A 19178-nucleotide genomic window follows, 5' to 3' on the forward strand; every position below is an offset into this window, starting at 1 on the left:
TCGAACACTCCCCGTGTTGAGAGATCACCCCACCCCGCTCGCGCTTCGCGCGATCGACCCACGGGCGAGCTACGCTCGTCCCGGACCCCTCCAGGGGAGGGTAAAAGAGAGAGCGCGGCTAAACGCTAGGTTCGGCGATGCTTCAGCGGCGTGGCTGTGGATGAGCGGGCGCCTTTACCCTCCCCTGGAGGGGGAGGGTCGGCTCACTTTGAGCGCAGCGAAATGTGAGACGGGGTGGGGTGACGGTCTCTCCGCGTCGAACACTCCCCGTGTTGAGAGATCACCCCACCCCGCTCGCGCTTCGCGCGATCGACCCTCCCCCTCCAGGGGAGGGTAAAAGAGAGAGCGCGGCTAAAAGCTAGGTTCGGCGATGCTTCAGCGGCGTGGCTGTGGATGAGGGAGGGTCGGCTCACTTTGAGCGCAGCGAAATGTGAGACGGGGTGGGGTGGCGGTCTCTCCGCGTCGAACACTCCCCGTGTTGAGAGATCACCCCACCCCGCTCGCGCTTCGCGCGATCGACCCACGGGCGAGCTACGCTCGTCCCGGACCCCTCCAGGGGAGGATAAAAAGAGCTCACCCCTTCGGCGGCGCCAGGGGCTGCACGATCTCCTTGAACGGAGCCAGGGCCTCGCAGCGTTCGGCATGCGCCGACAACGCCGGGTAGCGCGCGGCATCGAACAGGTCCGGATGCGCCTCGCGGGTGAAGCGGACGACGCAGGCGACCGCGATGTCGGCATGGCCGATGCGCGTCCCGAGCCAGTACGGCGCCGACACCTTGGCGCGCTCGGCCTCGAGCACCTTGAGCACGTCGCCGATCTGCGCCCGGCAGCGATCGACCCACAGCGCGAGCTGCTCCTTCCGCAGCACGCGCTCGTAGAGCAGGCTCACCGCCTTGTCGCCGAGGCCCGACGCCAGCGCGCAAATGCGCAACTGCTTGCGCCGGTCAGCGCCGCTTGCCGGCAGCATCGCCTTCTCGGGCCCGACGAGCTCGTCGAGATGGTCGAGGATGATCGTGCTCTCGATCAGCGCCTCGCCGTCGTCACACACCAGGGTCGGCACGCGGCGCAAGGGATTGTACGGCGCGATCTTGTCGGCATCGCCAAACGTCGACCACGGCCTGTGCTCGAAGCCGATCCCGTAGAGCCGCAGCGCAATCGCGACGCGGCGGACGAAGGGGGAATCATATTGGCCGATCAGGAACATGGTTCTCGCTCCTCCGTATCGCTGGGCAAGGCAGGGCCGGTGAGTTCATCGTCATTGCGCGGCGTCCGCAACAATTTTCTTGGAAGGAGAGCATTGCGCGCGGCGCAACAACGCGGAATCAATGGGCCGCCGACCAGCCGGGAATCCTGTCATGTCATTGCGATCAATCACCGTGCTCGTCCTGCTCGCCGCGGCAAACCTCGCGCGGGCGCAGGACGGTCCGATCGGCTTCCAGATGCCATCGAAGAACATCGCCTGCCAGGTCTTCGCCGAGAACGGCCAGGACATGCTTCGCTGCGACATACTGACAATCGACACGCCGCCGCGTCGGCCGCCGGACTGCGAGCTCGACTATGGCCACGCCTTCGCGATGACCGCCAAGGGCGGCGCCAGCGGCGGCTCCGCGCGCATCTGCGCCGGCGACACCGTCATGGATCCGTCACTTCCGGTGCTCGCCTATGGCGAGATATGGCAGCGCGCGGGATTCACCTGCCGCTCGGAACAGACCGGGCTGACGTGCTTCAACGCCATGCAGCACGGGTTCTCGCTGGCGCGGGGGCGGCAGGAGGTGTTTTGAGTATTCCGTCATTGCGAGCGCAGCGAAGCAATCCAGAATCTCTCCGCGGGGACAGCCTGGATTGCTTCGTCGCAAGTGCTCCTCGCAATGACGAGCCGGAAACGGCTCAAAGCCCATCTCGAATCGCCCGCTTGAGGGCGGCGATCGCCGTTTCGTCGCGCTTGTACATGGTCCACTGCTTGATGCGCCTGGCGCGCACCAGTTTGGCCGATGTCAGCACCCGCATATGCTCGCTCACGGTCGGCGCGCTGACGCCGAGCTTTTCGGCGATCAGCAGGCCGCAGACACCGTCCTTGACCAGGTCGCCGTCAACCTGTTCCGGAAAATGCCGTCGCGGATCCCGCAGCCATTCCAGGATCTGCAGGCGCCGCTCGTTGGCCAAGGCACGCAAGGCGATCGCGAACTTCATTTAGCCATTTTGCTAATTGGCTAATTGATGTCAACTTCCTGATACGCTAGCATTCACCATCATGACAGCGACACCCAACATCACCCGTGAGGGGATCGCGGCGACCGAGGCCGTCATCCGTCCGCACATCAGACGCACGCCGCTGTTCGAGGCCGATCTCGCCGATTTCGGCCTGCCGGCGGCGCCCGTCACCTTCAAGCTCGAGCTGCTGCAGCATTCCGGATCGTTCAAGGCGCGCGGCGCCTTTGCCAATCTGCTGCTGCGGCATGTGCCGCAGGCGGGCGTCGTCGCCGCGTCCGGCGGCAATCACGGCGCTGCGGTGGCCTATGCCGCGCAACGCCTCGGCATTCCCGCCACCATCTTCGTGCCTGACATCACCTCGCCGGCGAAGGCCGAGCGGATCAAGAGCTACGGCGCCAAGCTCGTGATCGCGGGCAGCCGCTACGCCGATGCGCTTGCGGCCAGCGAGGCCCATCTGGCGCAGACCGGCGCGCTTGCGGTTCATGCCTATGACCAGGCCGAAACCCTGCTCGGTCAGGGCAGCGTCGGCCTCGAGCTGGAGCAGGATGCGCCCGATATCGACACGCTGCTGGTCGCCGTCGGCGGCGGCGGATTGATCGGCGGCATCGCGGCATGGACGGCCGGCCGGACACGCATCATCGCGATCGAGCCGGAGCAATCTCCGACCCTGCACGCCGCATTCGCGGCAGGCGCGCCGGTCGATGCGCCGGCCGGCGGCGTCGCCGCCGACAGCCTCGCGCCGCGGCGCGTCGGCGAATTGATGTTCCCGATCGCGCGCGCCCATGTCGAGCGGGTCGTCCTCGTCAGCGACGACGCGATCCGGCAGGCGCAGGCCGCGCTATGGTCGCGCCTGCGCCTCGTCGCCGAGCCCGGCGGCGCCGCGGCGTTTGCGGCGCTGCTCTCCGGCCGCTATCGTCCGGCGGCAGGCGAGCGTGTCGCGGTGCTGGTGTGCGGGGCGAACACGACGGCGGTGAAGTTCGACGGCTAGGGCGTGGACTCATAGGTCCGCGATGTCGGCTTATCCCCCTGTAGCGGCGCCGACGTGGACATTTCGTGAGGTCCGGCCGGGGGCCAAAAGCGGAATCAGATTTGATGACGCCGAACACTCTTGCGGATTCATAGTAAGCTGAGCCACGCGAGCGCCCAAACTTTCCGCACCTACGCCGGGCGCGTTTGATCCGCAGATTGGAGGCGCGATGACTGAGAACAAGACACCATCAGCAGCGAGCACCCTAGGCAGCGCTCAAGATCGCTTCGATAAGGCCATCCAAGCCGCCGTCTCGATATCCGAAAGCCGAATTGGAGTTGACCATACGGGTAGGCAGAACCGAGCACTGTTCATTTATAGCAAGCTGATAAGTCACTGCCTCTCGATCAAGCTCATTTTGGACAAGTACAGGAGCGCGCCAAAAGGCATCGGGTTATTGGATCACTTCTCCGTCGCGACATTGGGGAGAGCGATAACTGATGCGTCCCTAATGACGATGTACATTGCTCAACCCAGCCTAAAGCAGAAGGAGTGGGAATTGAGAAGGACGATTCTCTATCTGCACGAGCTGTTCAATCGCAAACGATTTCTTACTGCTTCGGTCGCAGAGGCTGATCGAGGGGCGCTCCCATTTTTTCAGACGTATGAGACCCAAAAAGTTAAATTCAAAGAGAAAATTGAGACTTTAGCTAAGCAGCTCTTGTTTTCCGATGAAGTAATCGAAGAACTAGTGACCGGCCAAAAGGTATTCATCGGCGGCGCGAGAGGCGCTGCTCGTGAGGCGGGCTGGGACCTCGATAGATTTGATTTCCAACAAGCCTATCTATCGAATTGGGTTCATTCGCATCCTGTCAGCTTCATTCGTGCTGATGAACAGAAAATCTCATTTTCAAAGCCCTCCGAATATCAGCTTAATTTCTGTACGACAGTTCTGGATATCGTTCTTCCATATCTCGAATCGACGACTTCGCGAATGGAGACGTTCACAGGCTCGGTCAACGCAGATCCCATCGGAAAGCTTGAGGGGTAGTCGAGCTTGCGCGAAACGCTTGGGGTCTTGTCCGTCGATGCCGACCAGGCGGAGCGGCTTCCGCTTGACGCTCGGAAGCTGGCGTTTTTCAATACACGTCTTTGTTTTGGGAACGCGGCATGATCGGGCTGCGCGCAATCATTGCATTGTCGACCCTGCTTGCGTCGATCGCAGGCCTCGCCCGCGCACAGGATCGCCTGGTCGGATTCCAGATGCCGTCGAAGAACATCGGCTGCCAGTTCTTTGCCGAAAGCGGCGAGGCCACGCTCCGCTGCGACATCACGTTTATTGAGACGCGGCAGCAGCGCCTCGCCGGTTGCGAACGCGACTCGAGCCACGCCTTCGCGATGACCGCAAAAGGCAGCGCAGGCCAGATCTGCGTCGGCGACACCATCATCGACCCGTCGCTGCCCGTGCTCGCCTATGGCGAGGTGTGGCAACGCGCGGGATTCACATGTCGTTCGGAGCAGACGGGATTGACCTGCTTCAACGCGATGCAGCACGGGTTCTCGCTGGCGCGGGCCGAGCGGAAGGTGTTTTGAGAGTTGCAGAATACCTAGACTAGCCTCTATTGCCCGCGTCGGTTGCGCGGACTAAGCTACCGCCATTTAAGATCGAACTTGCCAGACAATTGGTGGCGGCCAGCTTTTGATGACCCCTGGATTTTATCTATTTATTGATGAAGCAGGCGACGAAGGTCTCGATAAAGTGAGACCAATCGATGCTGACGGTGCGTCCGAGTACTTTGTTTTGGTTGGCGTGTTGGTACGAACCAGCAAGTATCCTGAGCTTATCCAAGCCTTTGCCAAGATAAAGTCAAAGGTCGGAATTTCTCCTTCGGAGAAGATTCACTTCCGAGACCTGACTGAGGATCAAAAGCTCATAGTGATCGAATCCATTGCGGAGCTCAGATTGGAGCTAATAGCCATAGTTTCGAACAAACGAAACATGCGCGGATACAGAAATTTGCGCTGCGAGGCCAGCAACCTCGAATTTTCTCGCGGACGACTTCGGCCGCGTCGGTATAATTGGTTCTACAATAATCTATTCCGCTATTTGCTCGAGCGCGCCAGTGCGGAGTGCAAGCGATGGACTTATCGCGCGTACGGAGAGGTTCGCTCGATCCAGATCGTTTTCTCTCGACGCAAGGAGATCTCATACTCACAAACTGGCGCCTATCTTTTGAAACTGAAAACCGAGCGACGCGATCGAGGATACTTCAACAACAAGGGCCAAATTGATTGGTCGGTCGTTAACGCGCTCGACATCAACAGCCGCAAAGACAAAGACGAAATCGGTTTACAGATTGCCGACTGTGCAGCCAGCGCGATTTTTCGCTCTCTCGATCAATCTTGGTTCGGCAATGTGAACCCGATCTATGTTGAACGCCTCAGCAAGAAATTTGCTCGCACTAGTGCCACACCTAAAGACTACGGGTTCAAACTATTGCCAGAAAACTTTCGAGCACCCCTATCGAGCGATCAGCGGCAGGGGCTCCTTTCAGTAGGGTACAAGCTCTAGTGACCGCGACAACGGAACAGCAGGCTAACTTAACTACGACCTTCCGTTTCCTCCCGGAAAGCGGACTTTTGACAGACGGGCATAGTCTGCATTTTCGGACTCACCATCTAAGCACCCTTTTGAAGGTTTGAATCTCGCGAGGCGGCTTTCCTCTGTGCACCTCCGTATGGGTAACTCCCAAGATGCCGACTGCGTCGAGCCATTTCATGTGCTTTTTATTGAGCAGTTTCTTGTTGCTGCGCCGGCACATGAAGATCAAAAGTGCTTCTAGGGCTTGAAGCCAATCCCTCCGGATGTTTTTCGAAAATCCCCGCCGTACGCTTTTTGGCTTTGCGAGCAGATGGAATACGATTTGTCCTTTCTCCTTCCTCCAGTTGTAGTGGACCTTCTCCCTATTATGAACGCCGAAGACCTCATGACGAAACCCCTTGTTGGTAATGCCAACATACAAAGGCGTATACTTTTCCCCATGTCGTAGCGAGAACACGTAGGCTCCTTTCGCACTCGACAAATCGGCCCCTACGAGATCATCGATATAGTCCCACTCGCCATTCTGCCAATTTCTGTCCGATACTCTCTCGCGGTTAACCTCATACGGCCCATAAACTTGAAACGGATTGTCCAAAATTGCCTCCCAGAAGAATTCTTTCTAGCTCGGATGGAATCGAAGGTAGCCGTGGACCCTACTGGAAACCAGCCTGCTAGCAGTCTCCTCTACCGGTTCTTCCACCAGTTCATCTTGTAACAGGCGACCGTCACTCGCCAGTACACCGGCGCGTCGAACAGATCGGCGAGACGCCCGTGGTCCAGTCCGATGTCGTTGTGCCGCTGTCGATGTAAGTGCGGGGCCCGAGCCGGGACAGAGTCGTGGGCGGTGCCCATCGACAACAGCCAAACGTTTTCGTGCTCCCCTCGCCTCAACTTCGCCTTGCCGAATAGATTATCGCATGGTTCATTCCATGGAACCTTGGGGAACGCAGATGAATCGGCGGGCAGCAGCGGTCGGCGTGACATGTGCGGCACTCGCGCTGGGAGGCGGCGCAGGGGCCGCCGACCTGCCGCTCAAGGCACTGCCGAAGGCCATCGATGTCAATCCGTTCTGGGCCGAGGCCGAGTATCTCGCCTGGACCGTGACCGGCGACAAGCTGCCGGCGCTGGTGACCACGGCTCCCGTCGGCACGCCGCTGGCCGTCGCCGGCGCGCTCGGCCAGCCCACGACGACCGTGCTGTTCGGCAATTCCAGCGTCAACACGGACTGGCGTTCGGGCGGGCGCATCACCGCCGGATACTGGTTCGATCCGCAGCGCAGAAGCGGCATCGAGGCCTCGTTCTTCGGGCTCGAGAACATCGGGACCGGTTTTGCCACCGACACCAACGCGCATCCGATCCTCACGCGTCCGTTCCTGGATGCCACGACCGGTGCCCAGAGCGCATTGCTCGCCGGCTTCCCCGGCGTCGGCACCGGCAGCGTCAACGCCAACGAGACCTCGCGTCTTCTCGGCGCGGGCGCGCTCTATCGCCAGGAGTTCGGGATGTGGAGCGGACAGCGCATCAGCGCGCTGATCGGCTATCGCTATCTGCGCTCGTCCGATACGCTGTGGATCACCGATACGATCAACAGCATCGCCTTCGGCACGTTCACGCCATCGGACAATCTCAAGGCGGCGAGCAATTTTCACGGCATCGACCTCGGCATCACCGGTGACTGGCGCAATGGCCCGTGGTCGCTGGAATGGCGCGGCAAGGTCGCACTCGGCGCGAATTTCAACACCGCCGACGTGACGGGCTCGACGATCTCGACGGTCGGCGCCGTCAGCACGACGGTGCCGGGCGGCTTGCTCGCGCTCGCCGGCAACAGCGGCCATTTCTCGCAGACCAAATTCGCCGTGGTGCCGGAGCTGTCGCTCAAGGCGGGCTACCAGATCGCGCCCGCCTGGCGCCTGACCGTCGGCTATGATGTGCTGTATTGGACCGGCGTGCAGCGCGCCGGCGGGCTGATCGACACGACCATCAATCCGACCCTGATCCCGCCGGGACCGCCCGCCGGCCCGACCCGGCCGTTGCCGGTGATGAGCACGACGAACCTGCTGGCGCAGGGATTTAGTTTGGGCGTGCGGTATAATTATTGAGGATGCGGTCGCGGCGCCTGCGCTCCGTCATTCAATGATCGGCACATGCTTTGCCGCTGTTCTCGACAAAGTGCCGTCGAGGCGCGGGTCGTCCGCGATCTCGATCTGGCGGCGGAACGGGATGAAGCCGGAGCGCTGATAGAACGCAACGGCCGAGGGATGATCGAAGGTGCAGGTGTGCACCCAGACGCGACGCACGCCACCCGACCATGCGCACTCCAGCGCGCGGTTCATGAGGAAGCGCGCGGCGCCGGTACCGATCAAGCTTGAAGTGACACCGAAATAGACCAGCTCGCACTGGCCGGGTTCGCGGAAGTCCAGCTCCAACAGGCCTTCCTCGCGACCGTCGACCACCAGTGAATAGACCTCGACATCAGGCGCGTGGATGATCGCGGCCAGCCCCGCGTCGGTCAGGCGCAGCCGCGAGCACCACAGCCACTCCTCACCGACGCGGCGGAGGAGATCGCGGTACGAATGAAGAGCGGGCGTGTCGAACTTGCGCAGGATCCAGTTCCCCGGCGGATCGTCGCGGCGCGCGGGACGCGTCGTCATCTCCAGATGGGTGACGACGGCGGCGATCTTTCCGTTGGGCACATCGGAATAGCCATCGGGGAGGATCATCCTTGCCGACTCCACTTCATCGCGAGAGACTCCAGAGCAGGCACTGCACACTCCATCGTCGTCCCGGCGAAGGCCGGGACCCATAACCACGAATGTCATTTGTCTTGCGCGCCGGAACGACGAGTCCCGTTCACAACATTTGCTGCGGCGTATGGGTCCCGGCCTTCGCCGGGACGACGCGAGAGATGTATTACGCCTCGCCTTCGTCGCTCGCCAGCACGCCCTTCACCGCACGCGCCCAGCCGGCGAGCTTCCGCTCGCGCGTGGCCTGGCTCATGTTCGGCCTGAAGCGATGCTCGAGGCGCCAATTGTCGGCGAATTTCGTCGGCTCGGGATAGACGCCGGCCTGAAGGCCGGCGAGATAGGCCGCGCCGAGCGCCGTGGTCTCCTGGATCACGGGACGATCGACGGGCGCGTCGAGGAGATCGGCGAGGCGCTGCATGGTCCAGTCCGACGCGGTCATGCCGCCGTCGACGCGTAGCACGACGCTCGCCACTTCCGAGCTCGGCCAGTCCGCGCGCATCGCGGCCCAGAGATCGAAGGTCTGGTAGCAGACGCTCTCCAGCGCGGCATGGGCAAGCTCGGCAGGTCCCGTGTTGCGGGTAAGGCCGAACAGCGCGCCGCGCACGCGCGGATTCCAGTAGGGCGCGCCCATGCCGACGAAAGCCGGCACGAGATAGACGCTCTGCATCGAGTCCGACTGATCGGCCAGAGGTCCGGTTTCGGCCGCGTGCTTGATGATGCCGAGGCCGTCGCGCAGCCATTGCACGGCACTGCCCGCGACGAAGATCGAGCCTTCCAGCGCGTAGGTGCGTTTTCCCGCGAGCTGATAGGCGATGGTGGTGAGCAGCTTGTTCTTCGACGCCACGGGCGTGGAGCCGGTGTTGAGCAGCGCGAAACAGCCGGTGCCGTAGGTCGACTTCATCATGCCCGGGCGGAAGCAGGCCTGGCCGATGGTCGCCGCCTGCTGGTCGCCGGCGATGCCCGCGATCGCAATGGGGCCGCCGAACAGGTCCGGCGTGCTCTCGCCGAAGCGGGCGGAGGAATCCTTCACCTCCGGGAGCATCGAGCGCGGCACGCCGATGATCTCCAGCAGCTCGTCGTCCCACTGGCCGGTGTGGATGTTGAACAGCAGCGTGCGCGAGGCGTTGGTGGCGTCGGTGGCGTGCACCTTGCCGCCGGTGAGGCGCCACAGCAGGTAGCAATCGACTGTACCGAACATCAACTCGCCGCGGGCCGCGCGGGCGCGCGCGCCCGGGACGTGGTCGAGGATCCAGGCGACCTTGGTGCCGGAGAAATAGGGGTCGATGATCAGGCCGGTCTTCTGCGAGATCAGCGGCTCGCGGCCCTCGTGCTTGAGCCTGGCGCAGACATCCGCGGTGCGGCGGTCCTGCCAGACGATGGCGCGGTGCACGGCCTGGCCCGTAGCGCGATCCCACACCACGGTGGTCTCGCGCTGGTTGGTGATGCCGATCGCGGCGATGTCCTTGGCCGTAATGCCGGCCTGCTCGATCGCCTCGCGGCAGACCATCACGGTCGAGGTCCAGATGTCCTCCGGCTCGTGTTCGACCCAGCCCGAGGCCGGAAAATGCTGCGGAAACTCCTGCTGCGCGCGCGCCGCAATCGAAATATCGCTGCGAAACACGATCGCGCGCGAGGAGGTGGTGCCCTGGTCGATGGCGAGGACGAAAGACATGGAAGCTTACCTTGGCGTTTCCCTGGAGGATCATTGTGTCGCGGCAGAGAAAACGGGATTGGCAGGGCAAGGTCAAGGTGGGATGCACTGCATGGCGGCGGGTGGCAGTGCCCCCAATCCGAGCCGCAAGACTAGGAGGGCGGAAGCGAAAATGGTACATGCCGGATCGGGCAATTCGGGGCGGCATGACATTTACTTCCCTTCAGTTCGGGATCTTCGTTGCGGTCGTGGTCGGCGTCTATTATTTGCCGCCGCTGCAGCGCTTCCAGGTCCAGCTGCTCGTGCTGGCGAGCCTGACGTTCTACGGATCGGGCCAGCCGGCCCTGCTGCCGTTGCTGCTGCTTGCGGTGCTCGGGACCTATCTGTGCCTGGTGCTGGCGTTCGACAACCGCGCCGTCTGGATGCCTGCCGGCATCGTCTTCAATCTCGGCCTGCTGGCGTTCTTCAAATACAAGCTGCTGTTCATCGACTTGAGCACGCTGCACCCGACCGGCATCACGCCGCTGGACGTGCTGCTGCGGCTGCCGCTGCCGATCGGAATCTCGTTCTTCGTCTTCCACAATATCAGCCTGCTGGTCGACCTCACGCGCGAGAAGCAGCCGCCGCGCCTGCGGGACGTGTTCCTCTACATCATCTTCTTTCCGCAGCTGGTGTCCGGGCCGATCACCCGTGCCGGCCAGTTCATGCCGCAGATCGCGCCCAAGCGGCTCGCCGATGTCGAGGTCCTGCAGGCTGCGAAGTGGATCCTGACCGGCTACTTCTTCAAGCTGTATGTCGCGAACAATCTCAACGAGATGACGTCCCACATGGACTATCCGCTCTACGAGGCGGTGGCGACACCCGACCGCTGGCTGCTCGTGTTCCTGTACAGCTACCAGATCTATGCCGATTTCTTCGGCTACTCTGCGATCGCGCTCGGCCTCGCGCTGCTGTTCGGCTACCGCCTGCCCGTCAATTTCAACCTGCCCTATGTCTCGGTCTCGTTCTCCGAGTTCTGGACGCGCTGGCACATCTCGCTGTCCACCTGGCTCAGGACCTATCTCTACATCCCGCTCGGCGGCAACAGGAAGGGACCGATCCGCACCTGCCTCAATCTGATGATCGTGATGACGCTCGGCGGGCTGTGGCACGGCGCGAGCCTGAGCTACGCGCTGTGGGGCATGCTGCACGGCGTGCTGCTCGTGGTCGAGCGCCCCTTCCTCGCACGGCTGGGCCAAGCCGGCCCGGTCGTGCGCGTCGTCCGCATGGGCGTGGTGTTCTTCTGCGTGACGATGCTCTGGATCTTCTTCAAGCTGCCGAACTTCGATCACGCGCTCGGCTACCTCTCGGGCATGTTCGCGCCGACGGACAATCCCAACCCGACCAAGCTGTACCGCAACATGGCCCTGCTCTACGCCCTGCCCGTCCTGATCCAGCACCTCGGCATCGGCGCGCTTCTCGAGCGCAGATTTCGGCGCCTGGAGCCGTATCTCTACGGCGCCCTCGCAGCGATGAGCTTTCTCGAGGCCGGCCCCGAGGCCGCCTTCATCTATTTTCAGTTCTGACGATGGAACAGACGTCGACGTTTCCATGGCTGATCAAATGCGCGGGCGCCGCGGCCGTGCTGCTGCTCGCCTGCGGCCTTGCCACGGCGCATTTCGGTGCCGCGCTTCAGCAACCGACCGTCACCACCCGCGACGGCACCCTCGTCACGCTCAACCGCTATGTCAGCGAGCCCACGCCCGACCTCGTGCTGGTCGGCAGCTCGGTCGCCTGGCGGCTCAAGGAAGAGTATTTCTCGCGCTCCGGCGTCCGCAATCTTGCTCTGGCCGGCGGCTCCCCGGTGACCAGCCTGGACATCATCGCCAGGCAGAAAAGCCTGCCGAAGATCGTCCTGATCGAGACCAATGTTCTGACGCGCTTGGCCGACGAGGCGTTGATCGGCAAATTCAAAGGTGGCGCGGGCAACGAGCCGCTGTTCCTGCGGCCGGTGCGAACGGCGGTGGCCGCCTACGAGACGTGGAATCACACGCCACCCAATCCTGCCGAGGCTCGCGCCGGGCGGGATCGCCTGCTCGGCGAACCGCCGAGCAATTTCAACAACAAGGTCTATCTCGACCGCGCCGTGGGGCAGATGAACGCGGAGGACCCGACGGCTGCGACGCGCGTGAACGTGGCGCGCATGGGAGCGCTCATCGACGATATCGAGCGGCGGGGATCGCGCGCCTTCCTGCTCGAGATTCCGTTCGCGCCCGAGATCGAGGACTCGCGATATGTCACGACGAGCAAGGCGATCGTCCACGCCGCCTTCCCGGATCAGGGACGCTGGCTGCGGATCGACCCGCCGCGCAGCGAGCTGCGCTGGGCCGACGGCGTCCATCTCGACGAGCGCTCGGCCCTGCTGGTCGTGCGCGCCATCGAGAGCGCCCTGGCCGAGCGCGGCCAGTAACGGCTACACCGCCGCCGTCGTCACGCCGCCGTCGATGACGATGGTCTGGCCCGTCATGAAGCTCGAGGCATCCGAGGCGAGATAGGCGACGGCGCCGGCGATCTCGTCGGGCTCGCCGATGCGGCGCAGCGGCGTGGTGGCGGTGCGGCGCTTGAGGTTGGCTTCGTCTTCCCACAGGGCACGGGCGAAATCGGTCTTCACGAGTCCCGGCGCGATGCAGTTGACGCGGACGCCCTTCGGACCCCATTCGCCGGCGAGCGAGCGGCACAGCGCGAAATCGGCCGCCTTCGAAATGCCGTAGGCGCCGATCACGGTCGAGCCGCGCAAGCCGCCGATCGAGGAGATGATGACGACGGAGCCCTTGCCGCGTTCGGCCATCTGCGGGATTGTGAGGGCCGAGAGCCAGATGTTGCTCTTGACGTTCGAGCCCATGATCTTGTCGAAGGCTTCGTCCGTGATGTCGAGCAGCGGGCCGTAATACGGGTTCACCGCGGCGTTGCAGACCAGGATGTCGATCTTGCCGTAATGCCCGGTGGCGCCCGCGATCAGCACCTCGACCTCGTTCCTGCGCGCGATGTTGCAGGGGATGACGATGGCATCGCCGCCCGAGGCATTGATGCCGTCGGCGACCTCCTTGCAGGCGTCGGCCTTGCGCGAGGACACCACGACCTTGGCGCCGAGTCTTGCCAGCAGCTCGGCCGAGGCGCGGCCGATGCCGCGGCTGGAGCCGGTGACGACCGCGACCTTGCCGGTGAGATCGAACGGGGTGTTTTTCATGGGGGACTCCGCTGATTCAACTTGCTCGGTGTCATCGCCCGCGAAGGCGGGCGATCCAGTATTCCAGAGACCGCAGTGATTAAGCCGATGGGCCACGGCGTACTGGATCCCCCGCTTTCGCGGGGGATGACAGCACCCGTGGATCAGATCAACCCGCCCGCATCCGCGACGCGGCGCTGGTGGTAGTCGGTGTCGCCAAAGGTGTTCTCGATCATGGTGAGACGCTTGAAGTAATGGCCGATCTTCGCCTCCATGGTCATGCCGATGCCGCCATGGAGCTGGATCGACTGCTGGCCGACGAATTTCAGCGACTTGCCGATCTGCACCTTGGCCGCGGCGATGGCATTGGAGCGCTCCCTGGCGTCCTCGAAATCACCGGCCATGGTCGCGAACATCGACATCGAGCGCGCCTGCTCGGCCGCGACAAACATGTCGGAGGCGCGGTGCTGGAGCGACTGGAACGACCCGATCGCGACGCCGAACTGTTTTCGCGTCTTGATGTACTCGACGGTGGTCTTGAGCGACTCGTCCATCAATCCCACGGCTTCAGCGCAAAGCGCGATGCGGGCTTCGTCGACCACGCGCTCGATCAGGGCGAGCGAGTCCTCGGGATTGCCGATCGCGGCATCGCTGCCGACCTCCACACCGGTGAAGGTGATATCCGCGGCGTGGAGGCCATCCTGGGTCGGATAGGACTTCCTGGCAACGCCCTTGGCGTCGGCCGGAACCAGGAACACGCCGATGCCGGTGGTGTCGCGGCGGTTGCCCTTGGTGCGCGCGGTGACGATCAGGGTGTCGGCGTTCTCGCCGTTGAGCACGACGAACTTCTCGCCGTCGATCACGTAAGCGTCGCCCTTCTTCTTCGCCGTGGTGGCGACGTCGAACAGGTCGTAGCGCGAGTTCTTCTCCAGCTGGGCAAACGCCAGCGTCTTGCTGCCGTCGACGATGCCCGGGACATGCGCGGCCTTCTGCGCATCGGTGCCGGCATGGCGGAGGAAGCCGCCGCCGATCACGACGGTCGCCAGATAAGGCTCGAGCACCAGCGCCTTGCCGAGCGCTTCCATCACGATCATGGTCTCGACGCCGCCGCCGCCGAAGCCGCCATCGGCCTCGCTGAAGGGCAGACCAAGCAGGCCCTGTTCGGCGAGCTTGCCCCAGACGGCTTTGCTCCAGCCGCCCTTTTCCTGCATGTACTTCTTGCGGCTGTCGAAATCGTAGCAATCGGTCAGCAGGCCGTCGATGCTGTCCTTCAGGAGCCGCTGCTCCTCGGTCAGGTCAAAATCCATTTTATCGTTCCTCGTACCCGAAATTATCTGGCTTCGTCATCCCGGGGCGCGCGTGGCGCGAGCCCGGGATCCATACTCCCGATCGTGGCTATGGATTCCGGGCTCGCGACTTCGTCGCGCCCCGGAATGACGGTGGAAGAATTGCCCTCTCCGCCTCCGCGGAGAGGGAGCAGATCAAAGCCCCAGCACCGCCTTGGCGATGATGTTGCGCTGGATCTCGTTGGAGCCGCCGTAGATCGAGACCTTGCGGTTGTTGAAGTAGCTCGGCGCGATCTGGGCGGTCCAGTCCATGGCTTCGTTGGAGCCGTCGTCGCCGTGCACGTCGTAGGGCGCGGCGAACGGGCCGATCACTTCCATCAAAAGCTCGGTGGTGGTCTGCTGGATCTCGGAGCCCTTGATCTTGAGCACGGACGAGGCCGGATTGGGCTTGCCCTTGCCGTGCTTGCCTTCGTCCGCGACGACGCGGAGCTGCGTCAGCTCGAGCGCCTTCAGCTCGATCTCGCACGCCGCCAGCTTCTCGCGAAAGCTTGCATCCTGGATGATCGGCTTGCCGCCGGACTCGACCTTGCCGGCGAGATCGCGGATGCGGCGCAGCCGTTCCTTGGAGACGCCGACCCGGGCGATGCCGGTGCGCTCGTTGCCGAGCAGGAACTTTGCGTAGTCCCAGCCCTTGTTCTCCTCGCCGATCAGGTTCTCGATCGGGACTTCGACGTTGTCGAAGAACACCTCGTTGACCTCGTGGCCGCCGTCGATGGTCTGGATCGGGCGCACCGTGACGCCCTTGGAGTGCATGCTGAAGACGATGAAGGAGATGCCCATCTGCTTCTTGGCATTGGCATCGGTGCGGCACAGGCAGAAGATCATGTCGGCGTGCTGGGCCAGCGTCGTCCAGGTCTTCTGTCCGTTGATGATCCACTTGTCGCCCTTGCGCTCGGCCTTGGTGCGGAGCGAGGCGAGGTCGGAGCCGGAGCCAGGCTCGGAGAAGCCCTGGCACCACCAATCGTCGACGTTGGCGATGCGCGGCAGGTACTTCTTCTTCTGCTCTTCATTGCCGAAGGTGTAGATGACGGGGCCGACCATGCTGACGCCGAAGGCGAGCGGCTGCGGCGCCGGATAGGACTGCAGCTCCTCGTTGAAGATATAGTGCTGCACGGCGGTCCAGCCGGTGCCGCCATATTCCTTCGGCCAGTGGCTGACGCCCCAGCCCTTCTTGTTGAGGATGCGCCACCACGTCACCATCTCGTCCTTCGAGAGGTGGCGGCCCTCGACCAGCTTGCGCCGCGTATCCGGCGGCACGTTGTCGCGGAAGAATGACCGCACTTCCTCGCGAAACGCCTGCTCTTCTTTCGTGAATGCGAGATCCATCGGATCCTCCTACCCTTGTCGTCCTGGCGGAAGCCAGGACCCATTACCACCAGCCTTCGTTTCGCGAAGGCAACTGCTGTCTGTCCGCCAAACTCCTGCTGCGGAGTATGGGTCCTGGCTTTCGCCAGGACGACAGAAAACTACTGCAACACCTCGAACAACCCCGCCGCCCCCATGCCGCCGCCGACGCACATGGTGACGACCGCGTATTTGGCCTTGCGGCGGCGGCCTTCGATCAAGGCGTGGCCGGTCAGGCGCGCGCCCGACATGCCGTAGGGATGCCCGACCGCGATCGCGCCGCCGTCGACGTTGATCTTCTCGGGGTCGATGCCGAGCTTGTCGCGGCAATAGAGCACCTGCACCGCGAAGGCTTCGTTGAGCTCCCACAGACCGATGTCGTCGACCTTCAGCCCGTGACGCTTGAGCAGGCGCGGCACGGCAAACACCGGGCCGATGCCCATCTCGTCCGGCTCGCAGCCGGCCGACACGAAGCCGCGGAAGATGCCGAGCGGATTGAGACCGCGCCTGGCCGCTTCCTTGTCGCTCATGATCACCGAGGCGCTGGCGCCATCCGAGAGCTGGCTGGCGTTGCCGGCGGTGATGGAGAAACCTTCCCCGCGCACGGGCTTGAGTCCGGCAAGACCCTCGGCCGTGGTCTCGGGGCGCGGACCTTCGTCCTGCGACAGCGTCACTTCCCTCATCGACACGGCGCCGGTCGCCTTGTCGGTGACCGCCATCTGCGTCGTGATCGGCGCGATCTCGTCCTTGAACTTGCCGCCCTGCTGCGCCGCCGCGGTACGGCGCTGGCTCTCGAGAGAATACTCGTCCTGCTTCTCGCGCGAGATGCCGTAGCGCTTGGCGACGACTTCCGCGGTGTCGATCATGGGCATGTAGACCTCGCCCTTGATCTTGAGCAGCGCCGGGTCCTGGGCGTGGAAGCCGTTCATCTTGTCGTTCTGGACGAGGGAGATCGACTCGCCGCCGCCGCCGACCGCGACCTCGACACCGTCGAAGATCACCGAGCGCGCGGCGAGCGCGATCGCCTGCAGGCCCGAAGCACACTGACGGTCGATCGTGGTGCCGGCAACGGTGACGGGAAGACCGGCACGGAGCAGCGCCTTACGCGCGATGTTGCCGCCGGTTGCGCCCTGCTGGAGCGCAGCGCCCATCACGACGTCCTCGATCTCGTTCGGATCGACCTTCGCGCGCGCAACGGCTTCGCCGATGGCATGGCCGAGCAGCGTCGCGCCCTCGGTGGCGTTGAGCATGCCGCGATAGGCCTTGCCGATCGGCGTGCGGGCAGTGGAAACGATGACGGCGTCGGTCAAGAGCGACCTCCTTGTTGCGTGAGATGAGATGGTTTCTGCTGCTGGCGCAATTCGTGGCGCGACAGCTTTCCGACCGGCGTGCGCGGCAGATCCTCGACGAACTCGACCGCCGCAGGCAATTCGTGCTTACCGACCTTGCCGGCGAGCTGGGCGCGCAGCTCGTCGAGCGTGAACGGCTTTGCATCCGGCTTCAGCTTGATGAAGGCCTTGGCGGCTTCGCCCCGATAGGGGTCGGGAATGCCGAGCACGATCACCTCGTGCACGCCTGGAACGGTGTAGATCGCCTGCTCGATCATCTGCGGATAGACGTTGAAGCCGCCCGAGATGATCATGTCCTTCTTGCGATCGACCAGGAAGAAATAGCCGTCGGTGTCGACATAGCCGATGTCGCCGGTCAGGAACCGGCCGTCGGAGAAATACTCCGCGTTTTCCTTCTGCTTGTTCCAGTAGCCCTTGGTGACGTTCGGGCCCTTGATGCGGATCTCGCCGACCTCGCCCGGCGGCAGCACTTTTGTCGAATCGTCCAGCGAGACGACATCGAGCTCGATGCCGGGCAGCATCAGGCCGATCGAGCCCGGCTTGTCGGGACCTGTAGGCGGATGGCCGGTGCCCGGCGAACAGGTTTCGGTCATGCCCCAGCCGCTCTTGAGCTTCTTGCCGACCTTGCGCTCGAAGAAGCTCGCGACCTCGACCGGCAGCGGCGCGCCGCCGGAGCCGATGGCGTTGAGCGAGGAGAAGTCGCGCTTGTCGAGATCGGGGAGCGCGGCAATCGCGATCCACATCGTCGGCACGCCCGGGAAATAGGTCGCGCGCTTGACCTCGATGTCGCGCATCACGGCTTCGACGTCGAAACGCTGGTGCAGCGAGATCAGGTTGCCGCGCCGGAGCGAGGACAGCAGCACGACGGTGAGCGCGTAGATGTGGAACAGCGGCAGCACGCAGATCACGCGCTCGACGACGTCGCCGCGCGCCGCACGTGCCGGCTTGCCCCAGACGTCGTAGATCGACACGGCAGAGGTGAGATTGCCGTGCGTGAGCATGGCCCCCTTCGGCAGGCCGGTGGTGCCGCCGGTATATTGCAGCAGCGCGACGTCATCGACCGCGACAGCGGGCCATTGCGCCGGCAGCGGCGCGCCCGCGACGAAGGCCTGGAAGGTGACGATCCGGGGATCATCAGGAATTGCCGCCTGCGGCGTGCCGACCTTGCCCCAATGATCGTCCTCGCAGACGACGAGGCGGTCGATCAGCCCTTTCTCGAGGAATTTCAGCGCGGTCGGCAGCAGGGCCTGGAGGTTCGAGGTGACCAGCAGGCGCGAGCCGGAATCGGACACCTTGTGCGTCAGCGCGATCTCGCCGTCGAGCGGCGACAGATGCGCGACGCGGGCGCCGGCCTTCAGCGCGCCGAAGAAATTGACGGGATGATCCGGCGTGTTGCCGAGGAACAGCGCAACGGAGGTGTCCTTGCCGCAGCCGGCGCGCAGGAACGCGGCGGCCGCGCGCTCGGCCATCCCGGCGAGCTCGGTGTAGGTGATCGGGGAATCGCGAAACTCGATCGCGGTGCGCGGGCCGTAATTCGTTGCCGCCGTCGACAGCAGGTCAGGCAACGTGCCCTGGACGATGGTGTCGTCCCAATGCACGCCCTCGGGGTAAAACTGTTCGCCGGGATGGGTCATAGGCGATCGATACTCTGCAAAGCGGTCGTGATGGTGTCGCGTGAGGTGGCCACGGACGGACGGGCTCCCTCCCCCCTTGCGGGGGAGGGTTGGGCAATCGCATATGGATTTCGCGAGGACCGCGGG

18 protein-coding genes are annotated in these 19178 nt (G+C 63.6%); 8 read left to right on the forward strand and 10 right to left on the reverse strand.

The window, feature by feature from the left end; genetic code table 11:
• Positions 1-573: 573 nt before the first annotated feature.
• Positions 574-1203 (reverse strand): glutathione S-transferase family protein, encoded by a 630-nt coding sequence (locus JQ621_RS31895; RefSeq protein WP_212240914.1) that lies wholly within the window; start codon positions 1201-1203, stop codon positions 574-576.
• A gap of 151 nt (positions 1204-1354) precedes the next feature.
• Between JQ621_RS31895 and JQ621_RS31900 the strand changes: the two genes are divergently transcribed.
• Positions 1355-1780, forward strand: coding sequence for a DUF6636 domain-containing protein (locus JQ621_RS31900; RefSeq protein WP_212240915.1), 426 nt, complete (start codon positions 1355-1357; stop codon positions 1778-1780).
• 106 nt (positions 1781-1886) lie between these two features.
• Here JQ621_RS31900 and JQ621_RS31905 read toward each other — a convergent pair whose 3' ends face one another.
• On the reverse strand, positions 1887-2189 hold the full coding sequence (locus JQ621_RS31905) for an ArsR/SmtB family transcription factor (protein WP_212240916.1): 303 nt from the start codon (positions 2187-2189) through the stop codon (positions 1887-1889).
• A 61-nt stretch (positions 2190-2250) separates the two neighbouring features.
• Here JQ621_RS31905 and JQ621_RS31910 point away from each other — a divergent pair, with 61 nt between their 5' ends.
• The 4 genes from JQ621_RS31910 (at position 2251) to JQ621_RS31925 (ending at position 5749) form a co-directional block, all read left to right on the forward strand.
• The gene (locus tag JQ621_RS31910; protein WP_212240917.1) at positions 2251-3198 is read left to right on the forward strand and encodes a threonine/serine dehydratase; all 948 of its coding nucleotides are present in this window, start codon (positions 2251-2253) and stop codon (positions 3196-3198) included.
• Positions 3199-3406: 208 nt separating this feature from the next.
• Positions 3407-4228, forward strand: coding sequence for a hypothetical protein (locus tag JQ621_RS31915; RefSeq protein WP_212240918.1), 822 nt, complete (start codon positions 3407-3409; stop codon positions 4226-4228).
• Positions 4229-4347: 119 nt separating this feature from the next.
• On the forward strand, positions 4348-4770 hold the full coding sequence (locus JQ621_RS31920; RefSeq protein ID WP_212240919.1) for a DUF6636 domain-containing protein: 423 nt from the start codon (positions 4348-4350) through the stop codon (positions 4768-4770).
• Between the two features lie 109 nt (positions 4771-4879).
• Positions 4880-5749, forward strand: a complete 870-nt coding sequence (locus JQ621_RS31925) for a DUF3800 domain-containing protein (protein ID WP_212240920.1) — start codon at positions 4880-4882, stop codon at positions 5747-5749.
• Positions 5750-5849: 100 nt separating this feature from the next.
• On the opposite strand, the gene JQ621_RS31930 is transcribed toward JQ621_RS31925, so the two are convergent.
• The gene (locus tag JQ621_RS31930; protein WP_212240922.1) at positions 5850-6374 is read right to left on the reverse strand and encodes a hypothetical protein; all 525 of its coding nucleotides are present in this window, start codon (positions 6372-6374) and stop codon (positions 5850-5852) included.
• Positions 6375-6729: 355 nt separating this feature from the next.
• Between JQ621_RS31930 and JQ621_RS31935 the strand changes: the two genes are divergently transcribed.
• Positions 6730-7878, forward strand: coding sequence for a BBP7 family outer membrane beta-barrel protein (locus JQ621_RS31935; protein WP_212240924.1), 1149 nt, complete (start codon positions 6730-6732; stop codon positions 7876-7878).
• A 27-nt stretch (positions 7879-7905) separates the two neighbouring features.
• Here JQ621_RS31935 and JQ621_RS31940 read toward each other — a convergent pair whose 3' ends face one another.
• Positions 7906-8499: a GNAT family N-acetyltransferase gene (locus JQ621_RS31940; protein ID WP_212240926.1), complete on the reverse strand. Its 594-nt coding sequence runs from the start codon at positions 8497-8499 to the stop codon at positions 7906-7908.
• A gap of 190 nt (positions 8500-8689) precedes the next feature.
• Positions 8690-10195 (reverse strand): glycerol kinase GlpK, encoded by a 1506-nt coding sequence (glpK, locus tag JQ621_RS31945; protein WP_212240928.1) that lies wholly within the window; start codon positions 10193-10195, stop codon positions 8690-8692.
• A 185-nt stretch (positions 10196-10380) separates the two neighbouring features.
• On the opposite strand from glpK, the gene JQ621_RS31950 reads away from it, so the two are divergent.
• Together JQ621_RS31950 and JQ621_RS31955 are read left to right on the forward strand one after the other, a co-directional pair.
• Positions 10381-11739: an MBOAT family O-acyltransferase gene (locus JQ621_RS31950; RefSeq protein ID WP_212240929.1), complete on the forward strand. Its 1359-nt coding sequence runs from the start codon at positions 10381-10383 to the stop codon at positions 11737-11739.
• A gap of 2 nt (positions 11740-11741) precedes the next feature.
• Positions 11742-12623 carry a hypothetical protein gene (locus JQ621_RS31955; protein WP_212240930.1) on the forward strand — a complete coding sequence of 294 codons (882 nt, stop codon included), beginning with the start codon at positions 11742-11744 and terminating at the stop codon, positions 12621-12623.
• A gap of 3 nt (positions 12624-12626) precedes the next feature.
• Here the strand turns inward: JQ621_RS31955 and JQ621_RS31960 are convergent, their stop codons facing one another.
• The 5 genes from JQ621_RS31960 to pimA form a co-directional block, all read right to left on the reverse strand.
• A complete protein-coding gene (locus tag JQ621_RS31960; protein ID WP_212240931.1) occupies positions 12627-13400 on the reverse strand; it encodes an SDR family NAD(P)-dependent oxidoreductase in 774 nt (257 codons plus the stop codon).
• Between the two features lie 143 nt (positions 13401-13543).
• On the reverse strand, positions 13544-14686 hold the full coding sequence (gene pimD / locus JQ621_RS31965; RefSeq protein ID WP_212240932.1) for a pimeloyl-CoA dehydrogenase small subunit: 1143 nt from the start codon (positions 14684-14686) through the stop codon (positions 13544-13546).
• A 174-nt stretch (positions 14687-14860) separates the two neighbouring features.
• Complete coding sequence (gene pimC, locus JQ621_RS31970) at positions 14861-16051, reverse strand: pimeloyl-CoA dehydrogenase large subunit (RefSeq protein ID WP_212240933.1); 1191 nt, start codon at positions 16049-16051, stop codon at positions 14861-14863.
• Between the two features lie 140 nt (positions 16052-16191).
• On the reverse strand, positions 16192-17379 hold the full coding sequence (locus JQ621_RS31975) for an acetyl-CoA C-acyltransferase (protein ID WP_212240934.1): 1188 nt from the start codon (positions 17377-17379) through the stop codon (positions 16192-16194).
• Positions 17376-19052, reverse strand: a complete 1677-nt coding sequence (gene pimA / locus JQ621_RS31980) for a dicarboxylate--CoA ligase PimA (RefSeq protein ID WP_212240935.1) — start codon at positions 19050-19052, stop codon at positions 17376-17378. Before pimA ends, JQ621_RS31975 begins: the two co-directional genes overlap by 4 nt.
• Between the last annotated feature and the right edge of the window lie 126 nt (positions 19053-19178).

The sequence above is a fragment of the Bradyrhizobium manausense genome (assembly GCF_018129685.1).
GTDB classification, from domain to species: domain Bacteria; phylum Pseudomonadota; class Alphaproteobacteria; order Rhizobiales; family Xanthobacteraceae; genus Bradyrhizobium; species Bradyrhizobium manausense_D.

Coding starts and splice junctions, on each gene's coding strand:
- JQ621_RS31895 (WP_212240914.1), bottom strand. CDS start 1,203: ATGTTCCTGATCGGCCAATATGATTCCCCCTTCGTCCGCCGCGTCGCG.
- JQ621_RS31900 (WP_212240915.1), top strand. CDS start 1,355: ATGTCATTGCGATCAATCACCGTGCTCGTCCTGCTCGCCGCGGCAAAC.
- JQ621_RS31905 (WP_212240916.1), bottom strand. CDS start 2,189: ATGAAGTTCGCGATCGCCTTGCGTGCCTTGGCCAACGAGCGGCGCCTG.
- JQ621_RS31910 (WP_212240917.1), top strand. CDS start 2,251: ATGACAGCGACACCCAACATCACCCGTGAGGGGATCGCGGCGACCGAG.
- JQ621_RS31915 (WP_212240918.1), top strand. CDS start 3,407: ATGACTGAGAACAAGACACCATCAGCAGCGAGCACCCTAGGCAGCGCT.
- JQ621_RS31920 (WP_212240919.1), top strand. CDS start 4,348: ATGATCGGGCTGCGCGCAATCATTGCATTGTCGACCCTGCTTGCGTCG.
- JQ621_RS31925 (WP_212240920.1), top strand. CDS start 4,880: ATGACCCCTGGATTTTATCTATTTATTGATGAAGCAGGCGACGAAGGT.
- JQ621_RS31935 (WP_212240924.1), top strand. CDS start 6,730: ATGAATCGGCGGGCAGCAGCGGTCGGCGTGACATGTGCGGCACTCGCG.
- JQ621_RS31940 (WP_212240926.1), bottom strand. CDS start 8,499: ATGATCCTCCCCGATGGCTATTCCGATGTGCCCAACGGAAAGATCGCC.
- glpK (WP_212240928.1), bottom strand. CDS start 10,195: ATGTCTTTCGTCCTCGCCATCGACCAGGGCACCACCTCCTCGCGCGCG.
- JQ621_RS31950 (WP_212240929.1), top strand. CDS start 10,381: ATGACATTTACTTCCCTTCAGTTCGGGATCTTCGTTGCGGTCGTGGTC.
- JQ621_RS31955 (WP_212240930.1), top strand. CDS start 11,742: ATGGAACAGACGTCGACGTTTCCATGGCTGATCAAATGCGCGGGCGCC.
- JQ621_RS31960 (WP_212240931.1), bottom strand. CDS start 13,400: ATGAAAAACACCCCGTTCGATCTCACCGGCAAGGTCGCGGTCGTCACC.
- pimD (WP_212240932.1), bottom strand. CDS start 14,686: ATGGATTTTGACCTGACCGAGGAGCAGCGGCTCCTGAAGGACAGCATC.
- pimC (WP_212240933.1), bottom strand. CDS start 16,051: ATGGATCTCGCATTCACGAAAGAAGAGCAGGCGTTTCGCGAGGAAGTG.
- pimA (WP_212240935.1), bottom strand. CDS start 19,052: ATGACCCATCCCGGCGAACAGTTTTACCCCGAGGGCGTGCATTGGGAC.